Genomic DNA, 26,184 nt, shown 5'->3' on the forward strand with positions numbered 1-26,184 from the left:
GGGAGGGATGCGGGCGGAACCGCACGCACTTTCCTCATCCCGCTCGAGCGTGAACCAGGTACGGAGAGCTAGAAACCGCCCGGAGGGCTTCGGCCAGTCGCTCGACGTCGCCAGGCAGCAGCCCGGCAATGTTGATGCGACCGTTCGCGGTTCCATAGACGCCGAAATCCTCACGGAGCCGGCCCATCTGGCGCTGGTCGAGGGGCAGCAGCGAGAACATGCCTTTTTGACGGCGCAATGCCTGGAACGTCTCCGGAGCGCCGCAGCGAGCGAGCGCTGCGGTGAGGTCGCGGCGGACCTCGGCGACGCGCCGGCGGCTTGCTTCCAGTTCGGAAAGCCACATTCCGGGGCTCTCGAAAAGGTGCGCGGCAATGGCGGCGCCGTGCTCCGGCGGCATGGAATAGTTGGCTCGCGTGATCCTCTCCAGCGTGGCGCGAATGTTGCCGAGCAGGTTTCGCTCTGGCGCGATCACCATCGCTGCACCGGTCCGTTCGCAATAAAGGCCCATGTTCTTGGAGCAGCTTGCCGCAACGAGCATCGTGTCGAGTTCTTGAGCGAAATGGCGCAGGCCCGCGGCATCCTGTTCGATCCCGTCGCCGAAGCCCTGATAGGCCATGTCGATAAGGGGGATCAGTCCTCTCTCCTTGCAGAGCATGGCAAGCCGGCGCCACTGCCCTGATGTCGGGTCGATACCGGTCGGATTGTGGCAGCAGCCGTGGAGAAGAACCACGTCACCCCGGCTGGCTTCCTCGAGATCCGCGACGACCGCGTCGAGGTCGAGGCCGGTCTCGTTCTCCTGCCAGCGGAATGCCCGCACGGTCAGGCCAGCAGCGGCCATGATCGGGCGGTGGTTTACATAACCGGGATTGGTGTTCCAGACCGTCGCGCGCGGCGAGACGAGAGCGATGAAATCGGCGAGGATTCGAAGCGCGCCGGTGCCGCCGACCGTCTGGATCGTGCATTGACGGTCGAGCGCCTCGGCCTCGTCACCGAGAAGGAGTCTCGACATTCCATCGTTGAACGCCAGGTTCCCGGAAAGCGCCCTGTAGGATTTGGAGGCAGCGGCGGAAGCGAGGCGCGCCTCAGCATCCTGCACGGCTTGCATTACCGGAGTTTGGCCCGAAGCGTCGCGATAGACCCCGACGACGAGGTCGATCTTGTCGGTGCGACGATCCTGCCGGAACGCGCTGATGAGCGCCCACAATGGATCGGGGTCGGCGATTGGCAGAGCAGCGAGCATGCTTGGGTTCCTGTCGTTCTTGAAACTAATGGCGGTTTGCCAGGATCACGCCCGTGGTGATGACCAGGATGCCGATGGCGGTCGCGAGCGCGAGGGCCTCGCCGAGGATCGGAATGGCCATCAGGCTGGCAAGCGCCGGTGCGAGTGAGCCGAGCGTCGCGCTTCTGGCAGCGCCGAGCCGCGAAATCGCGAAGGCGTAGCCGACGGTCGAGACGAGACCGACGCCGAGCCCCTGGACCAGAATGAAGGGCAGGGCCTGGTGCCAGGAAAATTGCCCGATTTGCGTCGTGACGGCGCCCGTGAGCAGCAGCGGGGCGAGGATGACGAGCGAGCCTATGGAGAGCAGCAGACCGTTGCTGATCGCATCCACGCCGGTGCGGCGAAGGCCGATCGTATAGGCGCCCCAGAAAAGGCTCGCGATCAGCAGCAGGCCGACGCCGCTGAGCGTCTCGGTCGTTACCGCATGCTGCTGCCCGGCGACGATGCCGATGACGCCGGCGAGGATCAGCGCCAGCGGCAGCCAGCGCTTCCTCGCAACGCCCTTTCGCTCGAGCAGAAAGGCGAGCAAGGCAACGGAAAGCGGCGTCGTTCCGGCAACCAGCGCGCCGACATGGGCCGCGGATGTCGCCTTGGCACCCTCGGAGACGACGAAGAAGAACGGCACGCCGCCGAGCAAGACCAGGGACGCATCCCGTAGCTCGACCTTGCGAAGCGCGGAGAGCCGCTGGGGAATGGCCGGCAGCAAAGCGATGATGGGGATCGCGAAGCGGATGACGGCGACGTCGGCGGTGGCGAGCGGCGATGCCCCGATCGCCCGCATGGTCAGCGCAAAACCTGCCCAGACCAAGACGACGATAGAGAGCACGACGTAGCCGGTTGCCGTCGGTGTCAGCCATCCGGTTCTCGGTTGCTGGAAATCTGACGTCACATCGGTCATGCGGGGCCTCGCTGTCTGGATGGCTCACATGATATGCTTCTCGGGCAGTCGATTTCTTGCTATTTCACTGGCCTGACACATGGATATTGGCAGAATCTGCCAACGGGGAGGGGTGAATGGACGAAAAGGACAGGCAGATCATCTGGGCGCTGCAGAAGGACGGTCGCCTTTCCAATCAGGACCTTTCCGAGAAGGTCGCGCTGTCGCCGTCGCCGTGTCTCAGGCGGCTGCGTTTGCTCGAAGAGGCGAAGATCATCAAGGGCTATACGGCGATCGTCGACGAGGAGGCCTATGGTCTGCCGATCACGGCCTTCGTCCGCATCCGCCTGGAGCGCCACTCGGAAGCCTCCGTCGCCGCCTTCGAACGCAAGGTGAGAACGATCGACAACATCCAGGATTGTTACGTCATGACCGGCGAGGCGGACTATCTGCTGCGTGTCCTGGTGACAAGCCTCAAGGACTACGAACAGTTCATCCGCACGCAGTTGCACAACATCGAGGGCATTGCGGCGATCGATACGAGCTTTGCCTATGGCACGGTCAAGCGCGCGACCGTCTTTCCGCGTCTGTGAGCGGCCAGCGAGTGCCGGGCCTCGTCACGCCGCCCAACGTCTGAAGATGACGCTGGCGTTGACGCCACCGAACCCGAAGCCGTTGGAGATGGCATGATCGAGCGGCATCTTTCGTGCCACCCCGGAGACGATGTCGATGCCTTCGGCAGCCGGATCCGGCGTTTCGAGGTTGAGCGTCGGCGGCACCGTCTGGTCGCGCAGCGCAAGCACGGTGAAGACCGCCTCCAGACCACCGGCAGCACCCAGCAGATGTCCGGTCGCGGATTTCGTCGCGCTGACGGCGATTTCTCCGTTGCCGCCGAAGACCGATTTGATCGCCTCGATTTCGCCCCTGTCGCCGACGGGCGTCGACGTCGCATGGGCATTGAGGTGACGGATATCGCCTGGCCGAATGCCGGCCTGGGCAATGGCGATTTCCATGGCCCGTCGGGCTCCCGCACCGTCCTCCGGGCCCGAGGTGATGTGGTGGGCATCCGCCGTCGTGCCATAGCCGATGAGTTCGGCAATCGGCTTCGCGCCACGCGCCAATGCGTGCTCCAGCGCCTCGATCACGACGATGCCGGCGCCTTCACCCATGACGAAGCCGTCGCGATCGATATCGAACGGCCGCGAGGCGCGATGAGGCGTCTCGTTGAATCCGGTCGACAGGGAGCGGGCGGCGGCGAAACCGCCGAGGCTGATGGTGTTGATGCAGGCTTCCGCCCCGCCGCAGATCGCGATATCCGCCTCGTGCGCGCGGATCATCCGGGCTGCGTCGCCGATGGCCTGGACACCTGCGGCGCAGGCGGTGACCGGCGCACCGATCGGCCCTTTGAAACCGTGACGGATCGAAACCTGGCCGGCGGCGAGGTTCACGAGAAACGAGGGTACGGTGAAGGGCGAGAGCCGCCGCACGCCGCGCTGGTCGACCGTGCGGACCGCCTCCGAGATTGCCGGGAAGCCGCCGATACCGGACGCGATCACCGTGGCCGTGCGCTGCTGTTCGATCGCACTTGCAGGCTTCCAGCCGGACTGCTCGATTGCCTCTTCCGCCGCCGCCAGCGCCAGCAGGATGAAGCGGTCCATCTTGCGCTGGTCCTTCGGCGGAACGATCCGATCGGGATCGAAGCCAGCCTCCGCGTCGTCGGCAGGCGTAGGCACCGTCCCGGCGATCTTGCTGCCAAGGTCGGCGACGACCTCATCCGGCAGACGCCGAAGCCCCGAGTGTCCGGCAAGAAGCCGCGACCAGCTTGCCTCTGCGCCCGCTGCCAAAGGGCTGATGGCCCCCATTCCTGTTACGACGATGCGACGCATCGATTCTCCTGACCTAGGTTTAGGCAACCCGAACGGAAAACCATTCGTGTTGTTCCGAAATTGCTCTGGTTTGCGGGCCGCAACGGGCGTGCAGCAGCGCGGACGTCCCTTTTTATCTGCTGTCAGCGTGGGCGCTCGATGGCGATCGCGGTGGCCTCACCGCCGCCGATGCAGAGGGCCGCGACGCCTTTCGAAAGCCCCCGCCGCGCCAAGGCGTGAAGCAGGGTCACGATCAGCCGCGCGCCGGTGGCACCGATCGGGTGGCCGAGCGCGCAGGCGCCGCCATTGACGTTCAGCCGGTCGCGGGCGATGCCAAGGTCCTTGGCCGCGGCCATGACGACGACGGCGAAGGCTTCGTTGATTTCGAACAGATCAACGTCATCGACGCTCCAGCCGGTCTTTTCCAATAGATTGCGGATCGCGGGAATAGGCGCCGTGGTGTACCAGGCGGGTTCCTGACTGTGCGTCGCATGCGCCCTGATTTCAGCGAGAATCGGCATGCCTTCGCGCTCGGCGATCGAGCGGCGGGTCAGGACGAGAGCGGCCGCGCCATCGGCATTGGCCGACGCGCTGGCGGCCGTGATCGTGCCGTTGGCGCGAAAGCCGGGTTTCAAGTTCGGGATCTTTTCGGGCGACACTTTCAGCGGATGTTCGTCGCTAGCGATGACCTTGTCTGCCCCCTTGGCAGCGACGGTGATCGGTGCGATCTCGTCGGCAAAGGCCCCCGTTTCGATCGCGGCACGGGCGCGTGTCAGCGTCTCCACCGCATAGGCGTCCTGATCGGCGCGGCTGAACCCATAGGCCTCGGCCGCCGCCTCGCCGAAATCGCCCATCGGGCGGCCGGGCTCATAGGCATCTTCCAAGCCATCGAGCATCATATGGTCGAAGATCCGGTCATGCCCGGCGCGATAGCCGGCCCGCGCCTTGGGGAGCAGATAGGGCGCGTTCGACATCGACTCCATGCCGCCGGCGACCGCGACATCGATCGGTCCGGCGAGAATGAGATCATGCGCCAGCATTGTCGCCTTCATGCCGGAACCGCAGACCTTGTTGATCGTGGTGGCGCCGACGGAATCGGGCAGGCCGGCGCTGCGGGCTGCCTGCCTTGCCGGTGCCTGTCCCTGGCCGGCGGGAAGCACACAACCCATCAACACCTCGTCCGGCCGATCGGGAGGGAGCTGTGCCCGTTCGAGTGCCGCGCGGATGACGTGGGCGCCAAGCGCGCTCGCCTGGGCCGGTGCCAGATCGCCAAGAAAGCGGCCAAGCGGCGTGCGCACCGCCGATACGATGACGATCGGATCAATGGGACTGGACATGTCGAAACCTTTCCGGCTGGAAAATGACGGTGCGGTTCCCGCCGCTCACCGAGGCAGATGTTGGGAGGCGTCCCCGGTAAACGGTTCCGGATACAGATGGTCCGCGGCCGCTTGGAGGAACCGATTGGAGAGTTGCTCGTCGTCGACGGCCCGAGACAGCATCAGCGCACCGACCATGGTCGAGAGCGCGACGATCGATTGGTCACGTACCTCGTGCCCCGGCGCAGGTGTCATCATGCCATCGAGAATATCGAGATGGCTTTCGACGCCGGCCTCGAAAACCTGGCGAAGGGCCTTGCCGCGGCGGGCAGCCTCCGGCGCGAGCGCTGCCAAGGCGCATCCCTCCGCCTTTTCGTGGCGATGCGCATCCGACAGGTAGAAGCGGAGCAGGGCGCGAAGCGGCTTGCCGGCCGCTTTGGAAACGACCCCGGCCCAGTTCGCGACGCCCTTCTCCAAGGCCTTGGAGGAGGCCTGAACGATGAGGTCGTCCTTGGATTCGAATTGCTTGTAGAAGCCGCCTTGGGTCAGGCCGGCGCCCTTCATCAGGTCGTTCAGGCCGATGCCGTCGAAGCCTCTCTCCCGAAAGAGGCGACTGGCGACGTCGATGACCGTTCGGCGGTTTTCCTCCGCCTGTGCGCGGCTCACTCTCATTGCCTGCTCCCGTCAAGGAAATGCGAACAGTGAGGTTATATTGTGATCACCATCTATTCGTCAAGTATAGATGGTGATCGAAATCTTAGTGGCCGCTTGAGTGGCCACGACGTGCAAGCTTCAGGCGCCTAGCCGCACACCGGTCGTCGCCTTCTGATGGCAGATTGTTGCCGCCCATGCCGCGCAGTCCGTCGGCTACGCCTCGCAAGCCGCCTTCAGCATCGCGTTCAAACGTATGCCGTGGCAGCACATGACTGCTGGCCTTCAGGCCAACTCTCGTCAAGCGCGCTCTGACCGGTAGCCCAACGACGGCCCTACGCATCCGGCAGGGTGAAGACGGAGCAAGGTGTTGCGATGCCGCGCAAGGTGTGATCGCCGAGCGGCAGGAGCGGAGTCGAGGTCGCTGCGGCGACTGCGCCCGAGATCAGCACCGACTGGCCGAGCGGCCGGCACAATCCCTCGAGGCGGCTGACGAGATTGACTGCCGAACCGATGGCGGTGAAATCGAGCCGGTCGGCTGCGCCGATATTGCCCCAGAGAATGTCGCCGAGATGCAGGGCCACGCCGAAGGAGAGCGGCGCCAGGCCCTCGGCCTGCCGTGTTGCATCGAGATGCGCCATGCCGGCGCGAGCGGCCGTGACCGCGTGCAAAGCCGCATCACAGGCTTCGGTCGGCGAGCCAGTGACCGGAAAAATCGCCAGGACGCCATCGCCGATGAATTTCAACACCTCGCCGCCAAAGGCATGGATCGCGCCGGCCACGCGATCGAACCAGGCGTCGAGCGCCGCGATCACCAAAGCGGGTTCCGTCGCTTCGGACAGAACGGTGAAATTGCGCAGGTCTGCGTAAAACAATGCTGCGCGAATGGTTTCCCCGGTTCCACGGGTGAGCGCCCCGGCCCGGACGCGGGCGGCGCTGCGGCGGCCGAGATAGGCTTCGAGCAGTGCAGCGAGCGCTGCCCGCTCGACGAGTGCGGCCAAGGGCGCGGCGGCAAAGCGGGCCACCTGACGAAGCTTTGCCCTCTCGGCTGGATCGAAAGGCCGGGTACCGGCCCAAGCGAGCGTCGCTCGGTCCGTTCCGGAGCCGGTTGGTTGTACCAGCACCGGTCCCAGCCCGGCCAGCCAATCTTGACCTGCCCGGTCGGAGACTGCGCCCGCAAAGCCCAGACTCTCGATCACCACACCGGTCTCCGCCCGCCACAACCAGCTGCGGCGAGCGATGATCGGGTGCGGCACGGAAAGGGTGAGGGCACCACCGGCAAGCGGCAGTTCGTCGGCGACAAGCAGGTGTCCAAGCTGCGCCAGGAAGCGGTCCGGTTCAGACACGGCGCTTGCTTCATCCACCAGCCAGGCGAGGGGTGCGGACAAATCCATGCCAGAATGATAGTGCCGGGACCCGTTCGGGCAAGAGCCATGCCGGTGGCGCCATCGGCCGCGCGGGTCTATGATCGCGGCAGCCCGGGTTCCGTGCTTTCTCTTTTAAGAACCGGTGGGCAGGCCAAACAGCAAAGGGAAAACCGATGCAGGAAGCCCTCGTCGTCCGCCGCGAAACGCATATTCAGGCACCGCCTGCCGCCGTCTTCGCGCTTCTGACCGATCCGGAGAAGATCCTCCGTTGGATGGGAACGGAGGCCGACACCAAGGCGGAGCCCGGCGGTCTCTATCTCGTCAACGTGACCGGTGCACGCTTTGCCCGCGGTTCTTTCCGTGAGGTCGTGCCGGTGCATCGGCTCGCCTACAGCTTCGGCTGGGAAGGCAGTGACATCGTCCCGCCCGGTTCCAGTCTGGTCGAGATCGACCTGATCGAACAACCGGATGGCACGTTGCTGCGTCTCACCCACACGGGATTGCCCAATTCCGAGCAATGCGCCGGCCATGCGGAAGGTTGGGCGCACTATCTGGAGCGCTTGGGGCAGGTCGCGTCGGGGCGCGATCCCGGGCCGGATCCATGGCTCGGCCGTGACGGCAGCAGCAGCTGACCACCTCTCTCAAAAGGGCACCTGGCGTGACATCCGCCACCGACGCGTAGGCATGACGGCCTTCGCCGGAATGGGCACCGGCTCCCGCAGGTCGTCGAGAGCCGCTACTTCTGCGCCTGTTCCGCAGGCATCGGCTTGACCGGAGCGCCGGGGAAGATCTTCTGCAGGTTTCCGGCGATCACCCGATCGCCCTCCGAAACCCCTGATGTCAGGCCGATGAGGTTGCCGCTCGTCGGGCCGAGGGAGACCAGCCGCTGTTCGACCGTGTCGCCCTTGCCGACGACATAGACGTATTTACCGAGCTGGCTCGAACCGAGCGCCGTTTCCGGCACCATCAGGACGTTCTGTTCGTCCCTGATCTTCAGCCGCACGCGGACATATTGGCCGGGGAGCAGGGTCAGGTCCTTGTTGTCGATCGTCACGCGCGCCACGACCGTCCCGGTATTGCCCTCGACCGTATTGTTGATGAAGCTGAGGTCGCCGCGATAACGCGGCTCGGTATCGCCTGGCAGAAGCACTTCGGCCTCCACCTTGCCTTTCGCCCGCGCCCTCTGGATGTCGGCGAGCTCGGACTCGCTCGGGTTGAACGAGACGTAGATCGGCGAAAGCTGCACCAGGTTGTTGAGCGGCGTTCCGGTCGTGTTGCTGACCAGCGTGCCCTCCGGCGCCTGGTTGCGGCCCAGGCGGCCGGCGAAGGGAGCGTGGATCTCGGTATAGTCGAGGTTGATCTCGGCGGTGCGGACCGCTGCCCGCGACATGGCAAGCGCCGCTTCTGCCTGGTGCACGGCACTCTGGCGCTGGTCGAAACTGTCTCTGTCGAGATAGCCGGTGGTCGCGAGTTCATTGCCGCGCGTGAGATTGGAACGAAGGTAGGCAAGCGATGCCTCATCGCGCTCGACCTGGGCCTTGGCCTGATCGAGTTCAGCGCGATAGTCGCGGGCGTCGATCCGGTAGAGAAGGTCGCCCTGCTTCACATCCGAACCGTCAGGCACCGCCTGTGACTCGATATAGCCGGTGACCTTGGCGCGAAGCGTCACGTTGCGGATCGCCTCGGTGCGCGCCGAATAGTCGAGGTAGATCGGGACCGTCTTCTTGACGACCGCCGCGACGGGAACGGGCATCGCCTGCTGCGGCGGTCCCACCGCAGCGCCAGCATCGCCGCCTTTGAGCTCAAAGCCCCCGTTCTTGTAGTGATAGGCCGCGGCGAGGGAGGCGCTCACGACCGCTGCGGCAAGGACCAGTTTCGAACCACGCATGTCAGGCTCCAATTCCTATTCCGCCGCCTCCGGCTCTTGGCTCGCACCCACCGGTTTGGACGAGACCCCCTCCCGCCATTGCTCGATGACCGCGTAGAAGACCGGGACGAAAATGAGTGTGAGAATGGTCGCCACCAGCATGCCGCCGAAGACCGTGGTGCCGATCGACTGGCGGCTGGCGGCCCCCGCGCCTCTGGCGTACATCAGCGGCAGCACGCCGAGGATGAAGGCGAAGGCCGTCATCAGGATCGGCCGCAGGCGCAGGCGTGCCGCTTCCGCCGCCGCGGCGACCACGTCGAGCCCTTCCTCGCGCCGGCGACGGGCGAATTCGACGATCAGAATGGCGTTCTTGGCAGCAAGTCCCACCAGCATCACGAAACCGATCTGCGAATAGACATCGATCTGCATTCCACGCAGCCACAGCGCCGAAAGCGCACCCAGAAGCGCGAGCGGCACCGAAAGCAGCACCATGAAGGGCATCGACCAGCTTTCATACTGGGCGGCCAGGATCAGGAAGCAGAAGACGAGCGCGAGCGCAAAGACGAGTGCGGCGATCGAGCCTGCCCGGATCTCCTGATAGGTAATGCCGGTCCACTCGAATGTGTAGTCCCGCGGCAGCGTCGTACGGGCCACGCGCTCCATTGCCGCCACTGCCTGGCTCGAGCTGAAGCCGGGCGCTGCCGCACCGTTGATCAGCGCCGACGGGTAGTTGTTGTAGTGGGTGACGGTCTCGGGACCGACCGTCGGCCTGAAGGTCCCGAGCGTGTTGAGCGGCACCATTTCACCCCGGGCGTTGCGCACATAGAGGCGCGAAAGATCCGTGGCCGAGGCCCGGGCGCCCTGGTCGGCCTGCAGCGTCACGCGGAAGGTGCGGCCGAAGAGGTTGAAGTCGTTGACATAGAGCGAACCGAAATAGATCTGCAGCGTGTTGAAGATGTCGGGCAGCGTGAGCCCGAGGAGCTTTGCCTTGTCGCGGTCGAGGTCATAGTCGAACTGCGGGCTCGACGTGCTGAACGTGGTGAAGAGCTGGTAGGGATTGATCTCCGGCTGCTTGCGCGCCTCGGCAATCAGCGCCTGCGTTGCGTCGTTCAGCGCTTGGGCGCTGCGTCCGCCCAGATCCTCCACCTGGAATTCGAAACCGCCCGTAGCGCCCAGCCCCTGGATCGACGGCGGATCGAAGGCAAGCACGAGCGCATCCGGGATCTGCAGAAGCTGCGGCTGCACGGCCTCGCGCAGCGCCGAGGCGCCCTGTTCCGGTGGCCGCTCGTCCCATGGTTTCAGCACGGCGAATTGCACGGCGGAGTTCGACTGGGCGGCGAAGGACAGGAAATTGAAGCCGACGACGGAACCGACGAAATCGACGCCTGCGGTGCCGCGAAGGATTTCCTCGGATCGGCGCGCGACGGCCTCGGTGCGTTCGAGCGAGGCGCCATCCGGAAGCTGGATGACCACAAAGAAATAGCCCTGGTCCTCGACCGGCAGGAAGGTCGAGGGGGTGCGCTGCCACAACGCGTAGGTGGAGCCGATCGCCAGCAGGAAGAGGGCAAACAGCGCCCAGTGCCAGCGCACGAGCCCGGCGACGCTGCGCGCATAGCCGTGCGACAGCGCATGGAAGCCGGTGTTGAACCAGCGGAAGGGGGCAAAGCGCGGCTCGCCGCGATAGCGCAGAAAGGCGGCGCTCAACGCCGGGCTGAGGGTCAGCGAATTGAAGGCAGAGAAAGCAACCGAAATCGCGACCGTCAGGGCAAACTGGTTGTAAAGGCTACCGGCAACGCCCGGAATGAAGGCGACCGGCACAAAGACGGCGAGAAGCACCGCCGTCGTCGCGATGATCGGGCCCGTGACCTCCTGCATGGCCTTGCGCGTGGCGGCAAGTGGCGGCAGGCCGGACTCCAACTGCCTTTCGACGTTCTCGACGACGACGATCGCATCGTCGACCACGAGGCCGATGGCGAGCACCATGCCGAGCAGGCTCAGCATGTTCAGCGAGAAGCCCAGCAGATACATGACGACGAGCGTCGCGATCAGCGAGACCGGAATGGCGATCGTCGGGATGATCGTGGTGCGCAGGTTCTGCAGGAAGAGGAAGACGACGAAAACGACGAGTGCAAGCGCCTCGAGCAGCGTGAAGACGACATCTTTCATCGCCGCCGAGACGAACCGCGTGGTGTCGTAGAACATGTGGTAGGCGATGCCTGTTGGGAAGCGCTGCGAAAGCTCGTCCATTTTCGCCTGCACGCGGCTCTGCAGGTCGAGCGCGTTGGAGCCCGGCGCCTGGAACACGGCAAGCACCACGCTCTCCTTGCCGTTGAAGGTGACGGACGACGAATAGAGCAGTGCCCCGAGTTCGATGCGCGCCACGTCGCGCAACCTGGTCGTCGCCCCGGTCGTCTGGTCGGCCCGCAGCACGATATCGCCGAATTGCGAGGGATCACTCAACCGGCCAAGCGCATTGATCTGCATTTCGAAGGGCGTTCCGGCTGGCGCCGGCGACTGCCCGATCTTGCCGCCCGCGACCTGGATGTTCTGCTCGGCGATGACGTTCTGGACGTCGACGGCAGTGATGCCGAGATTGGCCATGCGGTCGGGATCGAGCCAGACGCGCATCGAATAACGGCGCTCACCAAAGAGCTGGACGTCGCCGATGCCAGGCAGGCGTTTCAGCGGATCGAGGATCTGCAGATAGGCGTAGTTACTGACCGAGGCGAAGTCGACCGAATTGTCCGGCGAATCCAGGCTCACCAGAACGGTGAAATTGGGGATCTGCTTGGCGATGGTGACGCCGGTCTGGTTGACGAGCGCGGGAAGCGAGGAGGCTGCCTGCGAGACGCGGTTCTGCACGTCGAGCGCCGCGACGTCGATCGGGTAGCCCACTTCGAAAGAGATGATGATCCGCGACGAGCCGTCGTTCGAACTCGTCGAGGTCATGTAGAGCATGCCCGGCACGCCGTTGATCTGCTGTTCGAGCGGCGTCGTCACCGTGTCGGCAACCACCTGGGCGCTGGCACCCGGATAATTGGCGGCGACGACGATCTGCGGCGGCGTCACGTCGGGAAACTGCGAAATCGGCAGCAGGAAATAGCAGATACCGCCGGCGAGCGTCATGATGATCGCGATCGCCGATGCGAAGATCGGCCGGTGAATGAAGAAGTCGATCATGGCAGGATCGATCCTTTTGGGGCGCCGCCAGCCCTTCGGGCGGCAAGTCGGAACGTTTTGAAACCGGTCACGCGCACGCCTGCCACGCAGACCGTCAGGTCAGAGACGTATTTTCCAGCCTTAAGCCCATCCAGCATGCGCATTGTCAGGCTCCAGCACGAGATCATGATGGGCCGGATCGACCCAAATCACGAGCGTTATCGAACTTCAAATGTCTCCGCGGCGTGCGCTCAGGCTAAAAGACGCCTGACGACCGCGCCCGCCGACACTGCGCTAGAATTTTTTGCGGTTACCGCCGTATCTGAAAGGGCCTTTGCGGCAAGCGGCCATTCCTCGACGTGCCGCGCTGGCGAAAATGTTACTGGTCGGTAACATCGCTGCATGTTATCGACCAATGCCAGGGCGTCAAGGGGCCAGATTTTCCGGGCCGACCACGCCGGGCCAACGCGATGACAACGGACACCTGCAAACCATCACGTCGTTCGCCGCGCGATCGTATCGTCGCGGCTGCGCGTGATCTCTTCCGCCGGCACGGCATTCGCGGGACCGGCGTCGATGCGATCGCCGATGCCGCCGGCAGCAACAAGATGACACTCTACCGCCACTTCAGTTCGAAAGACGAGTTGATCGTCGAATGCCTTCGCCACGCGGGCATGGAGATGGACGATTTCTGGCGCGAACTGGAAGACGCGCATCCCGGCGACGGATTGGAACAGCTCAGGGCCTGGGTCCTGCGGATTGCCGAGCATCTCGGTGATGACAATTGCCACTGCGAAATGATGAGCGCCGCCGTCCAGCTTACGGACGAGGATCATCCCGGGCGCTCGGTCATCCGGATGTTCAAGGATGCGCAGCGTGACCGTGTCGTGGGGCTCTGCCGCAGGGCCGGCATCGCCGAGGCGGAACTGCTTTGCGATACTCTGCTGCTTTTGATCGAGGGCGCGCGCGCCGCTCAGCAATGCAGCGGCGCCGAAGGGCCGAGCGCCCGCTTTGCAGAGATCGCCGACGCGGCGATCCTGTCCTTTGCCGGGAGCGGTGCTGCTTTGGAATAAGTACAGCGCTGCGCGTCTTATCGGACGTGCAAGGGTCACCGTAGAACTTCGATTTTCCGCATGCCTTCGTCCTCAAGTCGAGGTCGATTCAGGGAGACATGCAGTAGTGACAACCGACACTCCGCTCCGCATCATATCGCGGCTTCAGGCGGCGACCGGCGAAGGCCATGACGCTGATGCAAGCGACCAAATATTGCGAGACCCCGATTGGTGCTGCGGATTCATCCGGTAACATTCCTCTTCGCAGCGCGTGCCTTGCGCGACATGGGCGACGGCTTCGTGGCCGTGCTGTTGCCGGTCTATCTGCTCGCGCTCGGATTTACGCCCCTGGAGGTCGGCGTCATCGCCACCGCGTCGCTTCTCGGTTCCGCGCTGCTGACGATCTGTGTCGGCTTCCTCGGGGCCCGGCATGATCACCGCCACCTTCTGCTGGCTGGCGCCAGCTTGATGATCGCAACGGGCGTGGTCTTTGCCGTGGTCCACGATTACGCGCTTCTGCTGGTCATCGCGTTCGCTGGCACGATCAACCCCTCGGCCGGCAGTGTCAGCGTGTTCGTGCCCTTGGAGCACGCCGTGCTCACGCGCGAAGTCATGGAGCGTGAACGCACCAGCATGTTCGCGCGCTACAGTCTCGTGGGCGCAATCGCCGGAGCCGTTGGTGGACTTGCTGCAGCAGTACCGGATCTTTTGACCCCGCTCGGGCTCGGCCGGCTTGGCGGTATCAGGGCCATGTTCGTCTTTTATGCTTTTCTGGGGCTGTTTGGTGGTCTGCTCTACGCGCGCATCCCGCGCCGTCCGGTACAAGCCGCGAGCACGACCGCTGCCCTGGGTCCATCGCGCCATATCGTTTTCAAGCTGGCGGCGCTGTTCAGTCTCGATGCCTTTGCGGGCGGCTTTGTCGTCCAATCGCTGCTCGCCCTTTGGCTTTTCGAGCGATTTGGCTTGTCGCTTCCACAGGCGGGTGTTTTTTTCTTCTGGTCGGGCGTGCTGTCGGCATTCTCGTTCCCTGTGGCCGCATGGCTGTCGCGGCGCATCGGGCTGATCAACACCATGGTGTTCACACATATACCGTCCAGTATCGCCCTGGTGCTGGCGGCGCTTGCGCCGACATTGTCGCTTGCGCTTGGCTTTCTGCTCGTCCGGGCGGCATTGTCGCAGATGGACGTGCCGACGCGCTCGTCCTACGTGATGGCCGTCGTCACCGAGACAGAGCGGGCCGCAGCTGCAAGCTTTACGTCAGTGCCACGTAGTCTCGCCGCCTCGGTGAGCCCCGTCCTGGCGGGCGCTCTCTTCGCCGCTTCGTCCCGAGCATGGCCGCTGCTCATCTGCGGGATGTTGAAGATTGTTTACGATCTCATGTTGCTGATGCAGTTCCGGAGGCTGAAGCCGCCGGAGGAATGCTGACGTAATCGTCAGCGCATAAAGATCTCTCGCACGGCGATGGCCATCAGGATCAGACCGGTGAAGGCCTCGAGAACCTTTGAGGCTCGGATCAGCAGAGCTTGCCGGGTCGCCAGCAGTTTCTCCATTCGCGTCCGGAAGAAGACGGTCGCGAGCGCCACGCTGGAGAGCGTGAGCGCTACTCCGGTCATCATGACGAGCGCGAACATGATCCCGGCCTCGGGCACGCCGCGCGACATGGCGAAGGTCATGACGAACAGTGTGAGGGGGCAGGGGATCAGGCCGGCCATGAAGCCGACGGCGACACCTTCCCCCTCGCCGTGGACATGCGGCGGACGGAAGAGGGCATTCCACAGCATCCAGGCTCCGATGAGGCCGAGCAGGCCGCGGCTCGCATTCTCGAGCAGCGGTGCGGACCCGGCGCTGCCAAGCATGACGGAGACCAGCGGCAGCGAGAACAAGGCTATGATCACGGCCATCGACACATGCGTGGCAGAGAGTGCCAGGGAGACCACCAGCCCGCGCCGCATGCCCGCCGAGGCTCCGGTCAGGTAGGTGGCAAGCACAGCCTTGCTGTGGCCCGGGGTCATCGCGTGCACCGCGCCAAACACGATCCCCATCGGCAGGAAGGCCAGGAAAGCCGCCCAACCATCACCGTTCGCGAACATTTTGATATGCTCCGCAAAGGCGAGATAGATGTCACGCTGGATGTCTACGATCGATTGCAGCAATGCCTATGCCCAGTTCACAGTAATGGTCGCCACGGCTGGACACCGTGTCACCTTGGCGACCGTCACCAGCAGCACAAAATGCGTTAGTGGGTCTTTCATGTCGCCGGCCGCGCTGGTCAACGGATCGCCTGTGATCATCGAACAGAGAAGCAGCGACCGCTTGCCAAACCGTTGATACCAATATTGTGTACGCTCCAATCCAGCGTCTCTTCTGCCTGCACGGGCAGGATCGTGGCAGTTGCAAGCGCCATCAGGAACAGCCCGGCGTGGACGCCAAGGTCGCTCATCGCTCGGCCGGCCAATCGGGATGATGGCTGTCGATCACGAAGACATGGACGTGTTTGTGCCCGCTGTCGACGCGCACGGCGCCCGCGATGTGGGGATGGCTCTCCTCGAGGTCATGGTGGACGTGTTCGATCTCGTCCGGGTCATGCGCGGGCCAAAGTCGTGCCGCCGCGACGATGGCGGCCGCGGCGATCACTCCCAGTGTTGCAAAGGTTGCCGGCAGACCGGCCGTCGCGCCAAGCCATCCGGCAAGCGGATAGGTGATCAACCAGCAGGCATGCGACAGGGCGAACTGCGCGGCAAAGAGCGCCGGCCTGTCCTCCGGACGTGACGAGCGGCGCAGCAGCCGGCCGGACGGCGTCTGTGTCAGCGAATAGCCAAGACCGATCACGAGCCACAGCGGCACCAGCCAAACGAAACTTGGGACAAAGGCGCCGATGAACAGGCCAATGGGAAGGATCGCCGCCCCTGAAAACATGGCGAGGCGGTCCGCAGTCCTGTCGAGGAGGCGGGGCAGCAGCAGCGCCGCAATCATTGAGCCGCCGCCGAAGGCGGCAAGCGCCAGGGCGGTGGCGCGCTGTGTGAGGCCGAATTCTGCCTGGACCAGAACCACGGTGTTGACAATGACCATCGACCCCGCCGCCGAGACTGCGAGGTTCAGCGCCAGCAGTCCCCGAAGCCGCGGCGTTGCCAGATAGATGCGCAGGCCACGGGTCGTCCGGTCGTAGATGCCTCGGCGTTCCGGGGCCTTCGGACTCGGCAGGACGACCGAGACGACGAAGGCGGCCGAAGCGAGGAAGCCGATGACCGTGCCGGAAAACAGGCTGTGGAAGTCGATCAGACTGAGCAGCGCGGCCGCCAGCATCGGGCTTGCGACGCTTTCCAGGTCATAGGCAAGCCGCGAGAGCGACAGGGCGCGCGTGTATTCCTTTTCATCCGGCAGCACGTCCGGAATGGTCGCCTGGAACGTCGGGGTAAAGGCGGCCGAGGCTGACTGAAGCACGAAAATCAGCACATAGACCTGCCAGATTTCCGTCACGAACGGCAGGAGGAGCGCAACGGCGGCGCGCACCAGATCGAGGCAGACGAGCATGGCACGGCGCGGAAGCCGTTCGGCGAAGGCGGCGGCGACAGGTGCCACGCCAACATAGGCGATCATCTTGATCGCGAGCGCGGTGCCGAGCACGGCTCCGGCCTCGGCGCCGGCCAGATCGTAGGCGAGAAGCCCGAGTGCGACTGTCGCGAGACCAGTTCCGATCAGCGCAATCACCTGCGCCAGAAACAGATGACGATAAGTCGGGTTTGCAAGGATCTGCAGCATGATGTTTGGGCTCGCTCACTCGGTGGCGGTCAAGGCGGGCTTGGCCGTTCAGAGATACTTTGTGATCGCCTTGAACTGGTCGATGGACTGGCGCTGGTCGCGCGGCAGCGTCCCGATGGTCTCATCGAGGCAGTGATCCAGATGATCCTGGATCAGGGTCCGCTTCGCCTGGCTGATCGCCCTTTCCACCGCGTGGAGCTGTTGGGTGATGTCGAGGCAGGGCCGGCCGCTCTCGATCATGGCGATGACGCTCTTCAGATGGCCTTCGGCGCGCTTCAGCCGTTTGACGATCTCGGGGTGGGTGTCGTGTCTGTGCTCGGTCATTTCTTGCGACCTATCCTCCTGGAGAGGATATTTCAAGTAATAGCTTGTCGCGGCAGTTGAGGCAGCAGTCTGCCCTGTTCCGTCCAAACGCGCGCAATTTCACCGGGGAATGAGGCGAACTTCCTCGTATTGTATGCAATTCTATCTCGGAAAATTCCGGTAATGTTGCCTATCTAGGCCGATTTTGGCCGCTCATGCCGGCGATGAAGCCGATGTTTTGCCCTCGTGGGCGCGGAGAATTGGCGCCTTTCGCAGTCACGGCAGCGTCTCGGCGTCGGCGGATTTTCACTCTATGTTCAGAATGCCTACAACATAAAATACGATATTGACGCAAGATTGCATACATGAGACAGTCATTTTTGTCTATACAAAACGGTGTGGAGGCCGATTGTGTCGACGGCGCGAGGAGCGCCAAAAAGGAGGAGAAAATCCATGTCAGTGAAGAGACGTACGTTCCTGCAAGGGGCGGCCGGCGCTGTCGGCTTGGCCATCGCACAGAGTGCCTTGTCGAAAATCGCCTATGCTCAGGGGGCGGCCGGCACGCTCCGGGTCGCCATCGCCAAGCCCGCCGGCAATCTCGATCCGCAGAGCCACTACGCCATCTGGGCGATCCAGGATCTGATGTTCGAGCCGCTCGTGAAATACGGCAAGGGCGGCCAGATCGAGCCGTGCCTGGCGACGGACTGGGAGATCGAGGACGGCGGCAAGACGTTGCACCTGACGTTGCGCCAGGGTGTGACGTTCCAGGACGGCACCAAGTTCGATGCCGCCGCGTGCAAGTGGAACCTCGAGCGCTGGATGGGTCTCGACCAGTTCAGCTGGATGAATTGCTCCAAGCACTTCCAGTCGCTGGAGGTCATCGACGATTATCACATCACCCTGCATTTCAAGGAGCCGGTCCTCGCGCTGATGCAGGAGCTTTCCTACACGCGGCCGACGCGCTTCCTTTCGCCCAAATCGGTTGGCGCCGACGGCAAGTTCAAGGATCCGGTCGGAACGGGACCGTGGGTCCAGATCAGCGCCGATGACACCCAGAGCGTCTTCGAACACTATGACGGCTATTGGGGCGACAAGCCGACCTATGAGCGTCTCGAGGCCAAGGTCATCCCCGATGCGCGGTCGCGGGTTGCGGCGTTGCGTGCCGGGGAGATCGACCTCATCGGCGGTTTCTGGATCGCGCCTTTGACCCCGGAGGAGGGCAAGCAACTCGCGTCAGCCGGCTTCAACGTCGTCGTCGATCCGGGCAATGTCACGCTTGTGATGGCGTTCAACCCCGACCGTGCCGAGGCGCTCAAGGACCCGCAGGTGCGCAAGGCCGTCAGCATCGGCATCGACCGCGCGGCGATCTCCAAGGTGCTCTACCACGGCTACGCCAGGCCCGCCGGCAACATGTTCTCCGAGGCTCTGCCCTATGCCGGGACGCAACATGATGCGCCCGTGCGCGACGTCGCGGCCGCATCGGCCCTGCTCGAAAAGGCCGGCTGGATGGGAAGCCCCATCCGATCGAAGAACGGCAAACCGCTGACGCTCGAACTGGTCGTCAGCCCGGATGCGGTGCCGGGATCGCGCGTGATCGCCGAAGTCATCCAGTCAGAGATGAAGGAGATCGGCATCGACCTGGTGATCCGGTCGGTCGACCATGCCTCCAAGCACACCGACATGCTGGAGCAGAAGTACGACCTCGGCTTCTTCCTGACCTATGGCGCGCCTTACGATCCGTTCGGCTCGATCGTGGGTTTGTGCCTGTCGACTTTCAAGAACGATGTCGAGGGCAAGCTGGTCACCGATCCGACCAATCTCGATCCGTTGATCAATGCGGCGATGGCCGCGACCGGGGATCAGATCCAGCCGACCATTCAGAAGGTCTTTGACTGGCTCAGGGACAACGACGCCATTGCGCCGCTGGTATACGTGCCGAGCATCTGGGCGCATTCCAAGCGCGTCCAGGGCTTTGGCAGTCCGGTCACCGAATACGACATGCCCTACGAAAACATCGTATTGGCCGAATAGCGGGAGGGTGCCTTGATCCACTTCATCAGCAAGCGGCTGAAGCATTCCCTCGTCCTTTTGTTCATGGCGTCCCTGGTTTGCTTCACACTCGTCGTGTCGGCACCCGGCAATGTTGCCGTCCTGATTGCCGAACTGCGGGGAGCCGTCGCCACGCCTGGTTATGTTGAACAGGTTGAGGAAGAGATAGGACTGAACAAGCCACTGCTGATGCGCTACGTGGATTGGCTTGGTGACGCTGTTCGCGGAGATTTCGGCATCTCCTATAGAACCGGTCAGGACGTCAGTGCGGATCTCGCAAACCGGATGCTCGTGACCGGAACGCTGATTGCGGGTTCGGCCGTGATCGCCACCCTCATCAGCCTGGCTCTGGGATTCCTCGGTGCCTTCTGGCCCTACAGATTGCCGGACCGCGTCTCGCGCGGTCTGGCACTCCTTGGCGCGTCCACACCCACGTTCTTCGTCGGCGCGCTGATGATCTACGCCTTTTCCGTCACCTTCCAGCTCCTGCCATCGTTCGGTTTCGACGGTCCGAAGAGCTGGATCCTGCCTTGGCTCACCATCGCAGTCTTGCCAGCGGCCGTTCTCAGTCGCGTCGTGCGGGTGGGCCTGGAAGAGGCGATGGTGAGCCCCTTCGTTCTGACCGCAAAGAGCAAGGGGCTCGGTCGCACCGCCATATTATTCCGTGAAGCGTTGCCCAACATCACGCCGATTTTCATCAACGCGCTCGGTACCCAGGTCGGCTTGATGACCGCGACGGCCATCATCGTCGAGCCGTTGTTTGCCTGGCAGGGCGTGGGGGACTACTTCCTCGCCGGCGTACGCTTCCGCGATTTCATGGTGGTGCAGGCGTGCCTGCTCATCTTCCTCACTTTCTTCATCGTGGTGAACCTGATCGTCGATCTGGCAGTCCTGCTGACCGATCCGCGCATCCGCCGCCAATGGAGCTGACCATGAACATGCTCAATCCCATTCTGGCCCGATTGAACAAGATGCCGCGCGCGGCGCTGATCACCATCGGCCTCTTCTTTGCTCTCGGAACCTTCGCGCCCTGGCTTGCACCCCAGGATCCGAGCACCCAAAACCTGCTGGAGGCTGGACTTGGCCCGTCCGCTGCGCACTGGCTCGGAACCGATCACCTCGGACGCGATACCTTCAGCCGCTTGATCATCGCCGCAAACACCTCGCTCGTCAGCGTCGGTTCCGTTCTCGGCGCCGCCATGACCATCGGCATCCTCCTCGGAACGATCGCCGGTTATCATCGCGGCTGGGTCGACGACCTCCTTATGCGCGTCGTCGATGTCGGCCTGTCCGTGCCGAGCCTGATCATCTCGCTGGCGGTGATCGGCATTGTCGGCCCTGGATACTGGACGATGGTGCTGGCACTGGCGCTCGCCTGGTGGCCGATGAGCGGCCGCATCAGCCGCGCGGTCGCGGTCAGCATCATGAGCAAGCCGCATATCGAAGCCTTGCGGGTACTGGGCGCCAGCCCCTGGCGCATCTATTTCGGCCACCTTCTGCCCGGCACGATCGGCTCGGTGATGGTCTATGCGACGGCGGATGCCGGCACCGCCGCACTCGCGGTCGCGACGCTGAGTTTCCTCGGCCTCGGCATCCAGCCGCCAACGCCGGAATGGGGTCAGATGCTCGTTGATGCGCTGCCCTATCTCGAGTCCGACCCGCGCCAGGTTCTGCTGCCGGGCCTCGCCCTCACGGCCGCAGTCATCGGCTTCAACACGCTTGGAGAATCCATCGCGCTCAACCGCATTCCGAAACCGCTCACCCGGCGCATGCTGGCAATCCGTCGTGCCGAGGTCGCAAGCTGGAGCAAGGAGAATTCCGATGCATGACGAACCTCTCCTGAACGTCAGCAATCTGACGGTCAACTTGCTGACTGCGAAATCGGCGCTCCGCCCCGTCGACGACGTCAGCTATTCGGTCCGCCAAGGCGAATGTCTCGCCATCGTCGGCGAAAGCGGCAGCGGCAAGACGGTGATGAACTTCGCACCGCTCGGCCTGATGCCAACAGGCGTGACGACGATGCTCTCCGGCTCCGTCAAGCTCGAGGGCCGCGAGTTGATCGGCTTGCCCGAGGCCGAGATCCAGAAACTGCGCGGGAAATCCGTCGGCTTCATCTTCCAGGACCCGATGAGCGCCCTCAACCCGGTGCGTCGGATCGGGCGACAGATCGCCGAGATGGCCGAACTGCATCTCGACATGACGCCCAGCGCCGCGGAAGCGCGTGCGTTGGAACTCGTGAAGCTCGTCGGCATATCCGATCCCATGGCACGGCTCCGGCAATATCCGCATGAGCTCTCCGGCGGCTTGCGGCAACGCATCGTTATTGCCATTGCGCTTGCCGGCGAACCGAAGCTGCTGATCGCCGACGAGCCGACGACCGCACTCGACGTCACGGTTCAGGCGCAGATCCTGCGATTGCTGAAAGACGTGCAGCGCCGGCTGAATATGGCGATGGTGCTGATTACCCACGACATGGGCGTGGTGGCAGGCGCTGCCGACAACATCGTCGTCATGTATGCGGCGCGCGCCGCGGAATGCGGTCCGGTGGACAAGGTTCTGGTGAGCCCGCGCCATCCCTACACAAGGGGCCTGATCAACGCGATACCGAGACGGGAGGATCCGATCGGTTCGGAGTTCCGCGGGCTTCCCGGCATCCCGCCGACGCTCGGTGCGCCGATCAAGGGCTGTGCCCTTCAGCCGCGCTGCGAACTGGCCGTCCCGGCATGCGGCAACAGCCGCCCGCCGCTGGTCCGGTCGGACGACAGCGCCGTTCTCGTGGCTTGCCCCGTCGTCAATCAAGGAAAGGCTGCCGCATGACACAAGCACCCGTTCTCAAAGTCGAAAACCTGCAGACGCGCTTCAAGAGCGTTCAGCGGGACAAATATGTCCATGCCGTCGACGACGTCTCGATCGAGCTCTACCCGGGTGAGATCGTTGGCCTTGTCGGTGAATCCGGCTGTGGTAAATCGACCCTCGGGCGCACCATCGTCGGGCTCGAGAAGGCAAGCAGCGGCCGCGTTCTGCTCGATGGCGTCGATCTCAGCGCCCTCTCCGGAGCTGCCCTGCGTGACAGCCGCCGGGCGCTGCAATACGTCTTTCAGGATCCCTATTCGTCGCTCAATGATCGTCAGACGGTGGGCGAGACGATCGACGAAGCACTGGTGATCGCCGGCACCCGGTCGCCGGAGGAGCGCAATCGTCGTACGAAGGAGCTCCTGGATCAGGTGGGCCTCGCGTCCGCGGTCAGCGACCGTCATACGCGCGAGCTTTCGGGTGGTCAGCGCCAGCGTGTGGCGATTGCGAGATCGCTCGCCGTGAACCCGCGGGTGCTGATCTGCGACGAGCCCGTGAGCGCCCTCGATCTTTCGATCCGGGCGCAAGTGATGAACCTCTTTTTGCGGCTGCAGAAGGATCTCGGCGTTGCATGTCTGTTCATTGCCCATGATCTCGCGCTGGTGCGGCAGGCGGCCTCGCGGGTCTACGTCATGTATCTCGGCAAGATCGTCGAGCATGGCCCGTCCCAGGAGCTTTACGACCATCCGAGCCACCCCTATTCGCAGATGCTGCTGGCTTCGGCGCCCGAGGTGGATCCGCGGATCGAGAAGAACCGCAGGGGACCACTGATGATCGGGGAGGTGCCAAGCCCGACCAATCCGCCGTCGGGCTGCCGGTTCCGAACGCGCTGCCCTCTTGCCGTCGACGACTGTGCCAAGGCGCTGCCGCCATCCCGCGTGCTTTCGCCGGGTCACACGGCGGCCTGCACCTTCGCTGGGGATCTTCATCGCGGCAAGCGATCGGCTCTCCTTCAGCAGGAGGTGTCGGCCGCATAGAGCCGGGAAGGGCCCGCCCATGCGTTGCTCCCAAAGAGCGGCGCCTCGCAGCTGCCAGTCTGGATGTGACCACCGCCGAATCCACAGTTCCCTCGCATCCTTGTAAGCTGGGGATGCGCGACTGCCCCGCCATCGAGCGGGGCTCTTTTTGTCAGTCGCTGTCGGCCAGGCGGCGCACAAGACCGCGCCGGCCACGCTCCATGACGATCCCATGGTTCCAACGGAAAACCGGCTTTAGAATGAATGAAAGCCTGATCATCCAGGGTTTGGTGATCTTGACCATCCAGTCGTAGCGCACGCGGCAGCGGGAACCGTCGCTCTGCAGCGTCCAACGGCCGACCCCCTCCAACTCTCCCGAAGCCCTGCCTTCGATGAGCGACAGCGGTTCAACCTTCACGGTCTCCATGTCAAAGGCCAGTTCATAGGGCAAGGCCGTCACCCATTCCAGGCGGCGAACCGCACCGACGCCGTGTTCATCTCCCTCACGCAGGAGGGAAACCCGCTTGACCGATGGCCACCATTCGGGCCAGGCCTCCGGCGTGCTCAGCTCCCGCCACACATCCTCCACCGGGGCATCGATGGGCCATTGGGTGACAAGATGGAATTCGGTGAGAGACATCGCCGGTCCTCTTCAGAGCCGGACGACGCAGGACGCCGGCAGCAGTGCTTGAGCAAAGCGCAGGCCAGCGCACGTGATCCGGCCAGACATTCGATAAGTCTCGGCAAAAGATCCGCCTCTTGGCTTGCTTGTGCAAGCTCTCCTTGTTCAGCAGAGGGATTTGCAGGCCGCCGCCATGGGCGTGTCGCAGGGCCATCCACTTGACTTGATGGTGGCCGTGCGCCTCGTCGACGGGCACATGCGGGTGTCGTGGCCCGCATGTTCCCCTACTGCATGTCTCCTTGCATCGACCTCGACTTAAGGAGAGATGCAGCAAATTAAAGTCATACAGCGACCTTTGCGCGTCTGAAAAGACGCGCGGCGCTGTAGGAGCGTTAGGCCGCGCGGGCGGCCGCCGCGAGCGGCTCGAGGTCGTCGACGGACTTGTCGCCGTTGTAGACGGTCTCGTCGAGAATGCCTTCGCGTTTGGAGACGATCGTCGGCACCAGCGCCTGGCCGGCGACATTGACCGCCGTACGGCCCATGTCGAGGATCGGGTCGATGGCGAGCAGCAACCCGACGCCTTCGAGCGGCAGGCCGAGCGTCGAAAGGGTCAATGTCAGCATGACGGTCGCGCCGGTCAGACCGGCCGTAGCTGCCGAGCCGAGCACCGAGACGAAGACGATCAGCACATATTCCCGGATCCCGAGCGGCAGGCCGAAGAACTGCGCGATGAAGATCGCCGAGATTGCCGGATAGATCGCGGCGCAGCCGTCCATCTTGGTGGTTGCGCCGAGCGGCACGGCGAACGCGGCGTATTCGCGCGGCACGCCGAGGCTCTTTTCGGTCACGGTCTCGGTGACGGGCAGAGTGCCGACAGAGGAGCGCGAGACGAAGGCGAGCTGGATGGCCGGCCAGGCGCCGGAAAAGAAGCGCGAGGGCTTCAGGCCATGGCCGACGAGCAGCGCCGGATAGACGACGAAGAGCACGATCGCGAGGCCGATATAGATGGCGGCGGCATACCAGCCAAGCTGCGCCAGCGTTTCCCAGCCATATTGCGCAACGGCGCGGCCGAGCAGGCCGATCGTGCCAATCGGCGTCAGGCGGATGACCCACCAGAGGATCTTGCGGACGACGGCCAGCAGCGACTGGTTGAAGGCGAGGAACGGCTTGGCGGCGTCACCGACCTTCAGCGCAGCCGCACCAACGGCGATGGAGACGACGAGGATCTGCAGCACGTTGAAATTGAGCGAGGTGCTGGCGCTGCCTTCGGTGATCTTGGTGCTGGCTTCGAGGCCGAGCACGTTGGCAGGCACGAGACCCTTCAGGAAATCAAGCCAGGAGCCGGAGTAGGAGGGGGCCTTGGCGGCTTCCTGCGACACGGCCGAGCCGATGCCCGGCTGCAGGATCAGGCCGAGTGCGATGCCGATGACAACGGCGATCAGCGAGGTGATCGCGAACCAGAGCAGCGTCTGCCAGACGAGTTTTGCGGCGTTCTGCAGCGTCGCGAGATTGGCGATCGAGGCGACGATCGCGGTGAAGACGAGCGGCGGCACGAGCGCGCGCAGGAGCTGGACGAAGATCGAGCCGACCGTCTGGAGGGTAACGGTCAGCCAATTGGCATTGCCGGCGGCGTCTGCGCCCATGTTGCGGGCGATCAGGCCGAGCAGGAGGCCGATGATCATGGCGGCCAGGACTTGGAAACCGAAGGAGGCGTAAATCGGCTGCGGTGAGGATTTGGTGGTTGCTTGCGACACGTCTTGCACTCTCATTGGATGGCGGCGGCCGAAATTTTGGGCAAAGGCCGCCGCAAGTGCTCGAAAAATAGTCGAGTGTCCGGTTCCGGGTAAGAAACTCTTTGGCGCGGAAACCACTCAGAGTGGAATAATTTCTCCGGCAAAATTCCCTTGGGTTGCCCAAGTGCACAGCCGAGGCCCGAATAGAAACGATAGCCGCGCCCAAGCAGCATGTGCAGCGGCGCGTTGAGCTAATTCCTCGGCTCCTTGGGCTGCCCGCGCGCAGCAAGGTCACGCTGTGACTGACTTCTTTTGACGCGCATTCAGTCCCGGGCCTACGGCGGCTGATCCTGCTTTCTGCCTCTGTGTCGAAAATCATTTCACTTGCTTCCGGCGCAAGAGAAATTCTCTTTCTCTATAAATATTATGGATAATGTAACTTGTCTGTATGGCGTGCCCGAGATCCTGGGTCTGGC

General features: G+C 63.7%; 23 protein-coding genes. 9 read left to right on the top strand and 14 right to left on the bottom strand.

Annotated elements, in window-relative coordinates; all coding sequences use genetic code 11:
• Positions 1 to 34: 34 nt before the first annotated feature.
• On the bottom strand, positions 35 to 1,240 hold the full coding sequence (locus AC0C6X_RS14845) for an aromatic amino acid transaminase (protein WP_247958752.1): 1,206 nt from the start codon (positions 1,238 to 1,240) through the stop codon (positions 35 to 37).
• Positions 1,241 to 1,265: 25 nt separating this feature from the next.
• The gene (locus AC0C6X_RS14850; RefSeq protein ID WP_173518947.1) at positions 1,266 to 2,177 is read right to left on the bottom strand and encodes a DMT family transporter; all 912 of its coding nucleotides are present in this window, start codon (positions 2,175 to 2,177) and stop codon (positions 1,266 to 1,268) included.
• 116 nt (positions 2,178 to 2,293) lie between these two features.
• Between AC0C6X_RS14850 and AC0C6X_RS14855 the strand changes: the two genes are divergently transcribed.
• The gene (locus AC0C6X_RS14855; RefSeq protein WP_472953767.1) at positions 2,294 to 2,749 is read left to right on the top strand and encodes an Lrp/AsnC family transcriptional regulator; all 456 of its coding nucleotides are present in this window, start codon (positions 2,294 to 2,296) and stop codon (positions 2,747 to 2,749) included.
• 24 nt (positions 2,750 to 2,773) lie between these two features.
• On the opposite strand, the gene fabF is transcribed toward AC0C6X_RS14855, so the two are convergent.
• From fabF to AC0C6X_RS14875, 4 genes are all read right to left on the bottom strand, one after another.
• Complete coding sequence (gene fabF, locus AC0C6X_RS14860) at positions 2,774 to 4,042, bottom strand: beta-ketoacyl-ACP synthase II (protein WP_472953769.1); 1,269 nt, start codon at positions 4,040 to 4,042, stop codon at positions 2,774 to 2,776.
• 122 nt (positions 4,043 to 4,164) lie between these two features.
• Entirely contained in the window at positions 4,165 to 5,358 is a 1,194-nt protein-coding gene (locus AC0C6X_RS14865; RefSeq protein WP_472953771.1) for an acetyl-CoA C-acyltransferase, read from the bottom strand.
• A gap of 45 nt (positions 5,359 to 5,403) precedes the next feature.
• Positions 5,404 to 6,009, bottom strand: coding sequence for a TetR/AcrR family transcriptional regulator (locus tag AC0C6X_RS14870; protein WP_472953774.1), 606 nt, complete (start codon positions 6,007 to 6,009; stop codon positions 5,404 to 5,406).
• Between the two features lie 314 nt (positions 6,010 to 6,323).
• Positions 6,324 to 7,382, bottom strand: coding sequence for an adenylate/guanylate cyclase domain-containing protein (locus AC0C6X_RS14875; RefSeq protein WP_472953775.1), 1,059 nt, complete (start codon positions 7,380 to 7,382; stop codon positions 6,324 to 6,326).
• A 146-nt stretch (positions 7,383 to 7,528) separates the two neighbouring features.
• Here AC0C6X_RS14875 and AC0C6X_RS14880 point away from each other — a divergent pair, with 146 nt between their 5' ends.
• Positions 7,529 to 7,987 (top strand): SRPBCC family protein, encoded by a 459-nt coding sequence (locus tag AC0C6X_RS14880; protein WP_173518941.1) that lies wholly within the window; start codon positions 7,529 to 7,531, stop codon positions 7,985 to 7,987.
• 104 nt (positions 7,988 to 8,091) lie between these two features.
• Here AC0C6X_RS14880 and AC0C6X_RS14885 read toward each other — a convergent pair whose 3' ends face one another.
• Together AC0C6X_RS14885 and AC0C6X_RS14890 are read right to left on the bottom strand one after the other, a co-directional pair.
• Positions 8,092 to 9,243 carry an efflux RND transporter periplasmic adaptor subunit gene (locus tag AC0C6X_RS14885; RefSeq protein WP_247958750.1) on the bottom strand — a complete coding sequence of 384 codons (1,152 nt, stop codon included), beginning with the start codon at positions 9,241 to 9,243 and terminating at the stop codon, positions 8,092 to 8,094.
• 15 nt (positions 9,244 to 9,258) lie between these two features.
• Positions 9,259 to 12,402, bottom strand: a complete 3,144-nt coding sequence (locus AC0C6X_RS14890) for an efflux RND transporter permease subunit (RefSeq protein WP_472953778.1) — start codon at positions 12,400 to 12,402, stop codon at positions 9,259 to 9,261.
• Between the two features lie 449 nt (positions 12,403 to 12,851).
• Between AC0C6X_RS14890 and AC0C6X_RS14895 the strand changes: the two genes are divergently transcribed.
• Both AC0C6X_RS14895 and AC0C6X_RS14900 read left to right on the top strand, forming a co-directional pair.
• A complete protein-coding gene (locus AC0C6X_RS14895; protein ID WP_173518938.1) occupies positions 12,852 to 13,454 on the top strand; it encodes a TetR/AcrR family transcriptional regulator in 603 nt (200 codons plus the stop codon).
• A gap of 264 nt (positions 13,455 to 13,718) precedes the next feature.
• Complete coding sequence (locus tag AC0C6X_RS14900; RefSeq protein WP_210266688.1) at positions 13,719 to 14,858, top strand: MFS transporter; 1,140 nt, start codon at positions 13,719 to 13,721, stop codon at positions 14,856 to 14,858.
• Positions 14,859 to 14,866: 8 nt separating this feature from the next.
• On the opposite strand, the gene AC0C6X_RS14905 is transcribed toward AC0C6X_RS14900, so the two are convergent.
• The 4 genes from AC0C6X_RS14905 to AC0C6X_RS14920 form a co-directional block, all read right to left on the bottom strand.
• Positions 14,867 to 15,586, bottom strand: coding sequence for a nickel/cobalt transporter (locus AC0C6X_RS14905; RefSeq protein ID WP_173518937.1), 720 nt, complete (start codon positions 15,584 to 15,586; stop codon positions 14,867 to 14,869).
• A gap of 134 nt (positions 15,587 to 15,720) precedes the next feature.
• Positions 15,721 to 15,873 carry a hypothetical protein gene (locus AC0C6X_RS14910; RefSeq protein WP_432704687.1) on the bottom strand — a complete coding sequence of 51 codons (153 nt, stop codon included), beginning with the start codon at positions 15,871 to 15,873 and terminating at the stop codon, positions 15,721 to 15,723.
• Entirely contained in the window at positions 15,870 to 17,192 is a 1,323-nt protein-coding gene (locus AC0C6X_RS14915; RefSeq protein WP_472953779.1) for an MFS transporter, read from the bottom strand. Before AC0C6X_RS14915 ends, AC0C6X_RS14910 begins: the two co-directional genes overlap by 4 nt.
• 48 nt (positions 17,193 to 17,240) lie before the next feature.
• Positions 17,241 to 17,516: a metal-sensing transcriptional repressor gene (locus AC0C6X_RS14920; protein ID WP_173518935.1), complete on the bottom strand. Its 276-nt coding sequence runs from the start codon at positions 17,514 to 17,516 to the stop codon at positions 17,241 to 17,243.
• Between the two features lie 432 nt (positions 17,517 to 17,948).
• Between AC0C6X_RS14920 and AC0C6X_RS14925 the strand changes: the two genes are divergently transcribed.
• Genes AC0C6X_RS14925 through AC0C6X_RS14945 form a run of 5 tightly spaced genes read left to right on the top strand, consistent with a single transcriptional unit; the run spans position 17,949 to position 23,374 of the window.
• Positions 17,949 to 19,526 (top strand): nickel ABC transporter substrate-binding protein, encoded by a 1,578-nt coding sequence (locus tag AC0C6X_RS14925; protein ID WP_173518934.1) that lies wholly within the window; start codon positions 17,949 to 17,951, stop codon positions 19,524 to 19,526.
• A 12-nt stretch (positions 19,527 to 19,538) separates the two neighbouring features.
• Positions 19,539 to 20,474 (top strand): ABC transporter permease, encoded by a 936-nt coding sequence (locus AC0C6X_RS14930; RefSeq protein WP_173518933.1) that lies wholly within the window; start codon positions 19,539 to 19,541, stop codon positions 20,472 to 20,474.
• Complete coding sequence (locus tag AC0C6X_RS14935) at positions 20,465 to 21,373, top strand: ABC transporter permease (protein WP_173518932.1); 909 nt, start codon at positions 20,465 to 20,467, stop codon at positions 21,371 to 21,373. The genes AC0C6X_RS14930 and AC0C6X_RS14935 overlap by 10 nt, the downstream gene beginning before the upstream one ends.
• On the top strand, positions 21,366 to 22,361 hold the full coding sequence (locus tag AC0C6X_RS14940) for an ABC transporter ATP-binding protein (protein WP_173518931.1): 996 nt from the start codon (positions 21,366 to 21,368) through the stop codon (positions 22,359 to 22,361). The genes AC0C6X_RS14935 and AC0C6X_RS14940 overlap by 8 nt, the downstream gene beginning before the upstream one ends.
• Entirely contained in the window at positions 22,358 to 23,374 is a 1,017-nt protein-coding gene (locus AC0C6X_RS14945; RefSeq protein ID WP_173518930.1) for an ABC transporter ATP-binding protein, read from the top strand. The genes AC0C6X_RS14940 and AC0C6X_RS14945 overlap by 4 nt, the downstream gene beginning before the upstream one ends.
• 151 nt (positions 23,375 to 23,525) lie before the next feature.
• Here the strand turns inward: AC0C6X_RS14945 and AC0C6X_RS14950 are convergent, their stop codons facing one another.
• On the bottom strand, positions 23,526 to 23,993 hold the full coding sequence (locus AC0C6X_RS14950) for an SRPBCC family protein (protein WP_247958747.1): 468 nt from the start codon (positions 23,991 to 23,993) through the stop codon (positions 23,526 to 23,528).
• 374 nt (positions 23,994 to 24,367) lie between these two features.
• Positions 24,368 to 25,729, bottom strand: a complete 1,362-nt coding sequence (locus AC0C6X_RS14955) for a dicarboxylate/amino acid:cation symporter (protein ID WP_472953784.1) — start codon at positions 25,727 to 25,729, stop codon at positions 24,368 to 24,370.
• Positions 25,730 to 26,184 lie beyond the last annotated feature (455 nt).

Source organism: Ensifer sp. VA4 (assembly GCF_055710065.1).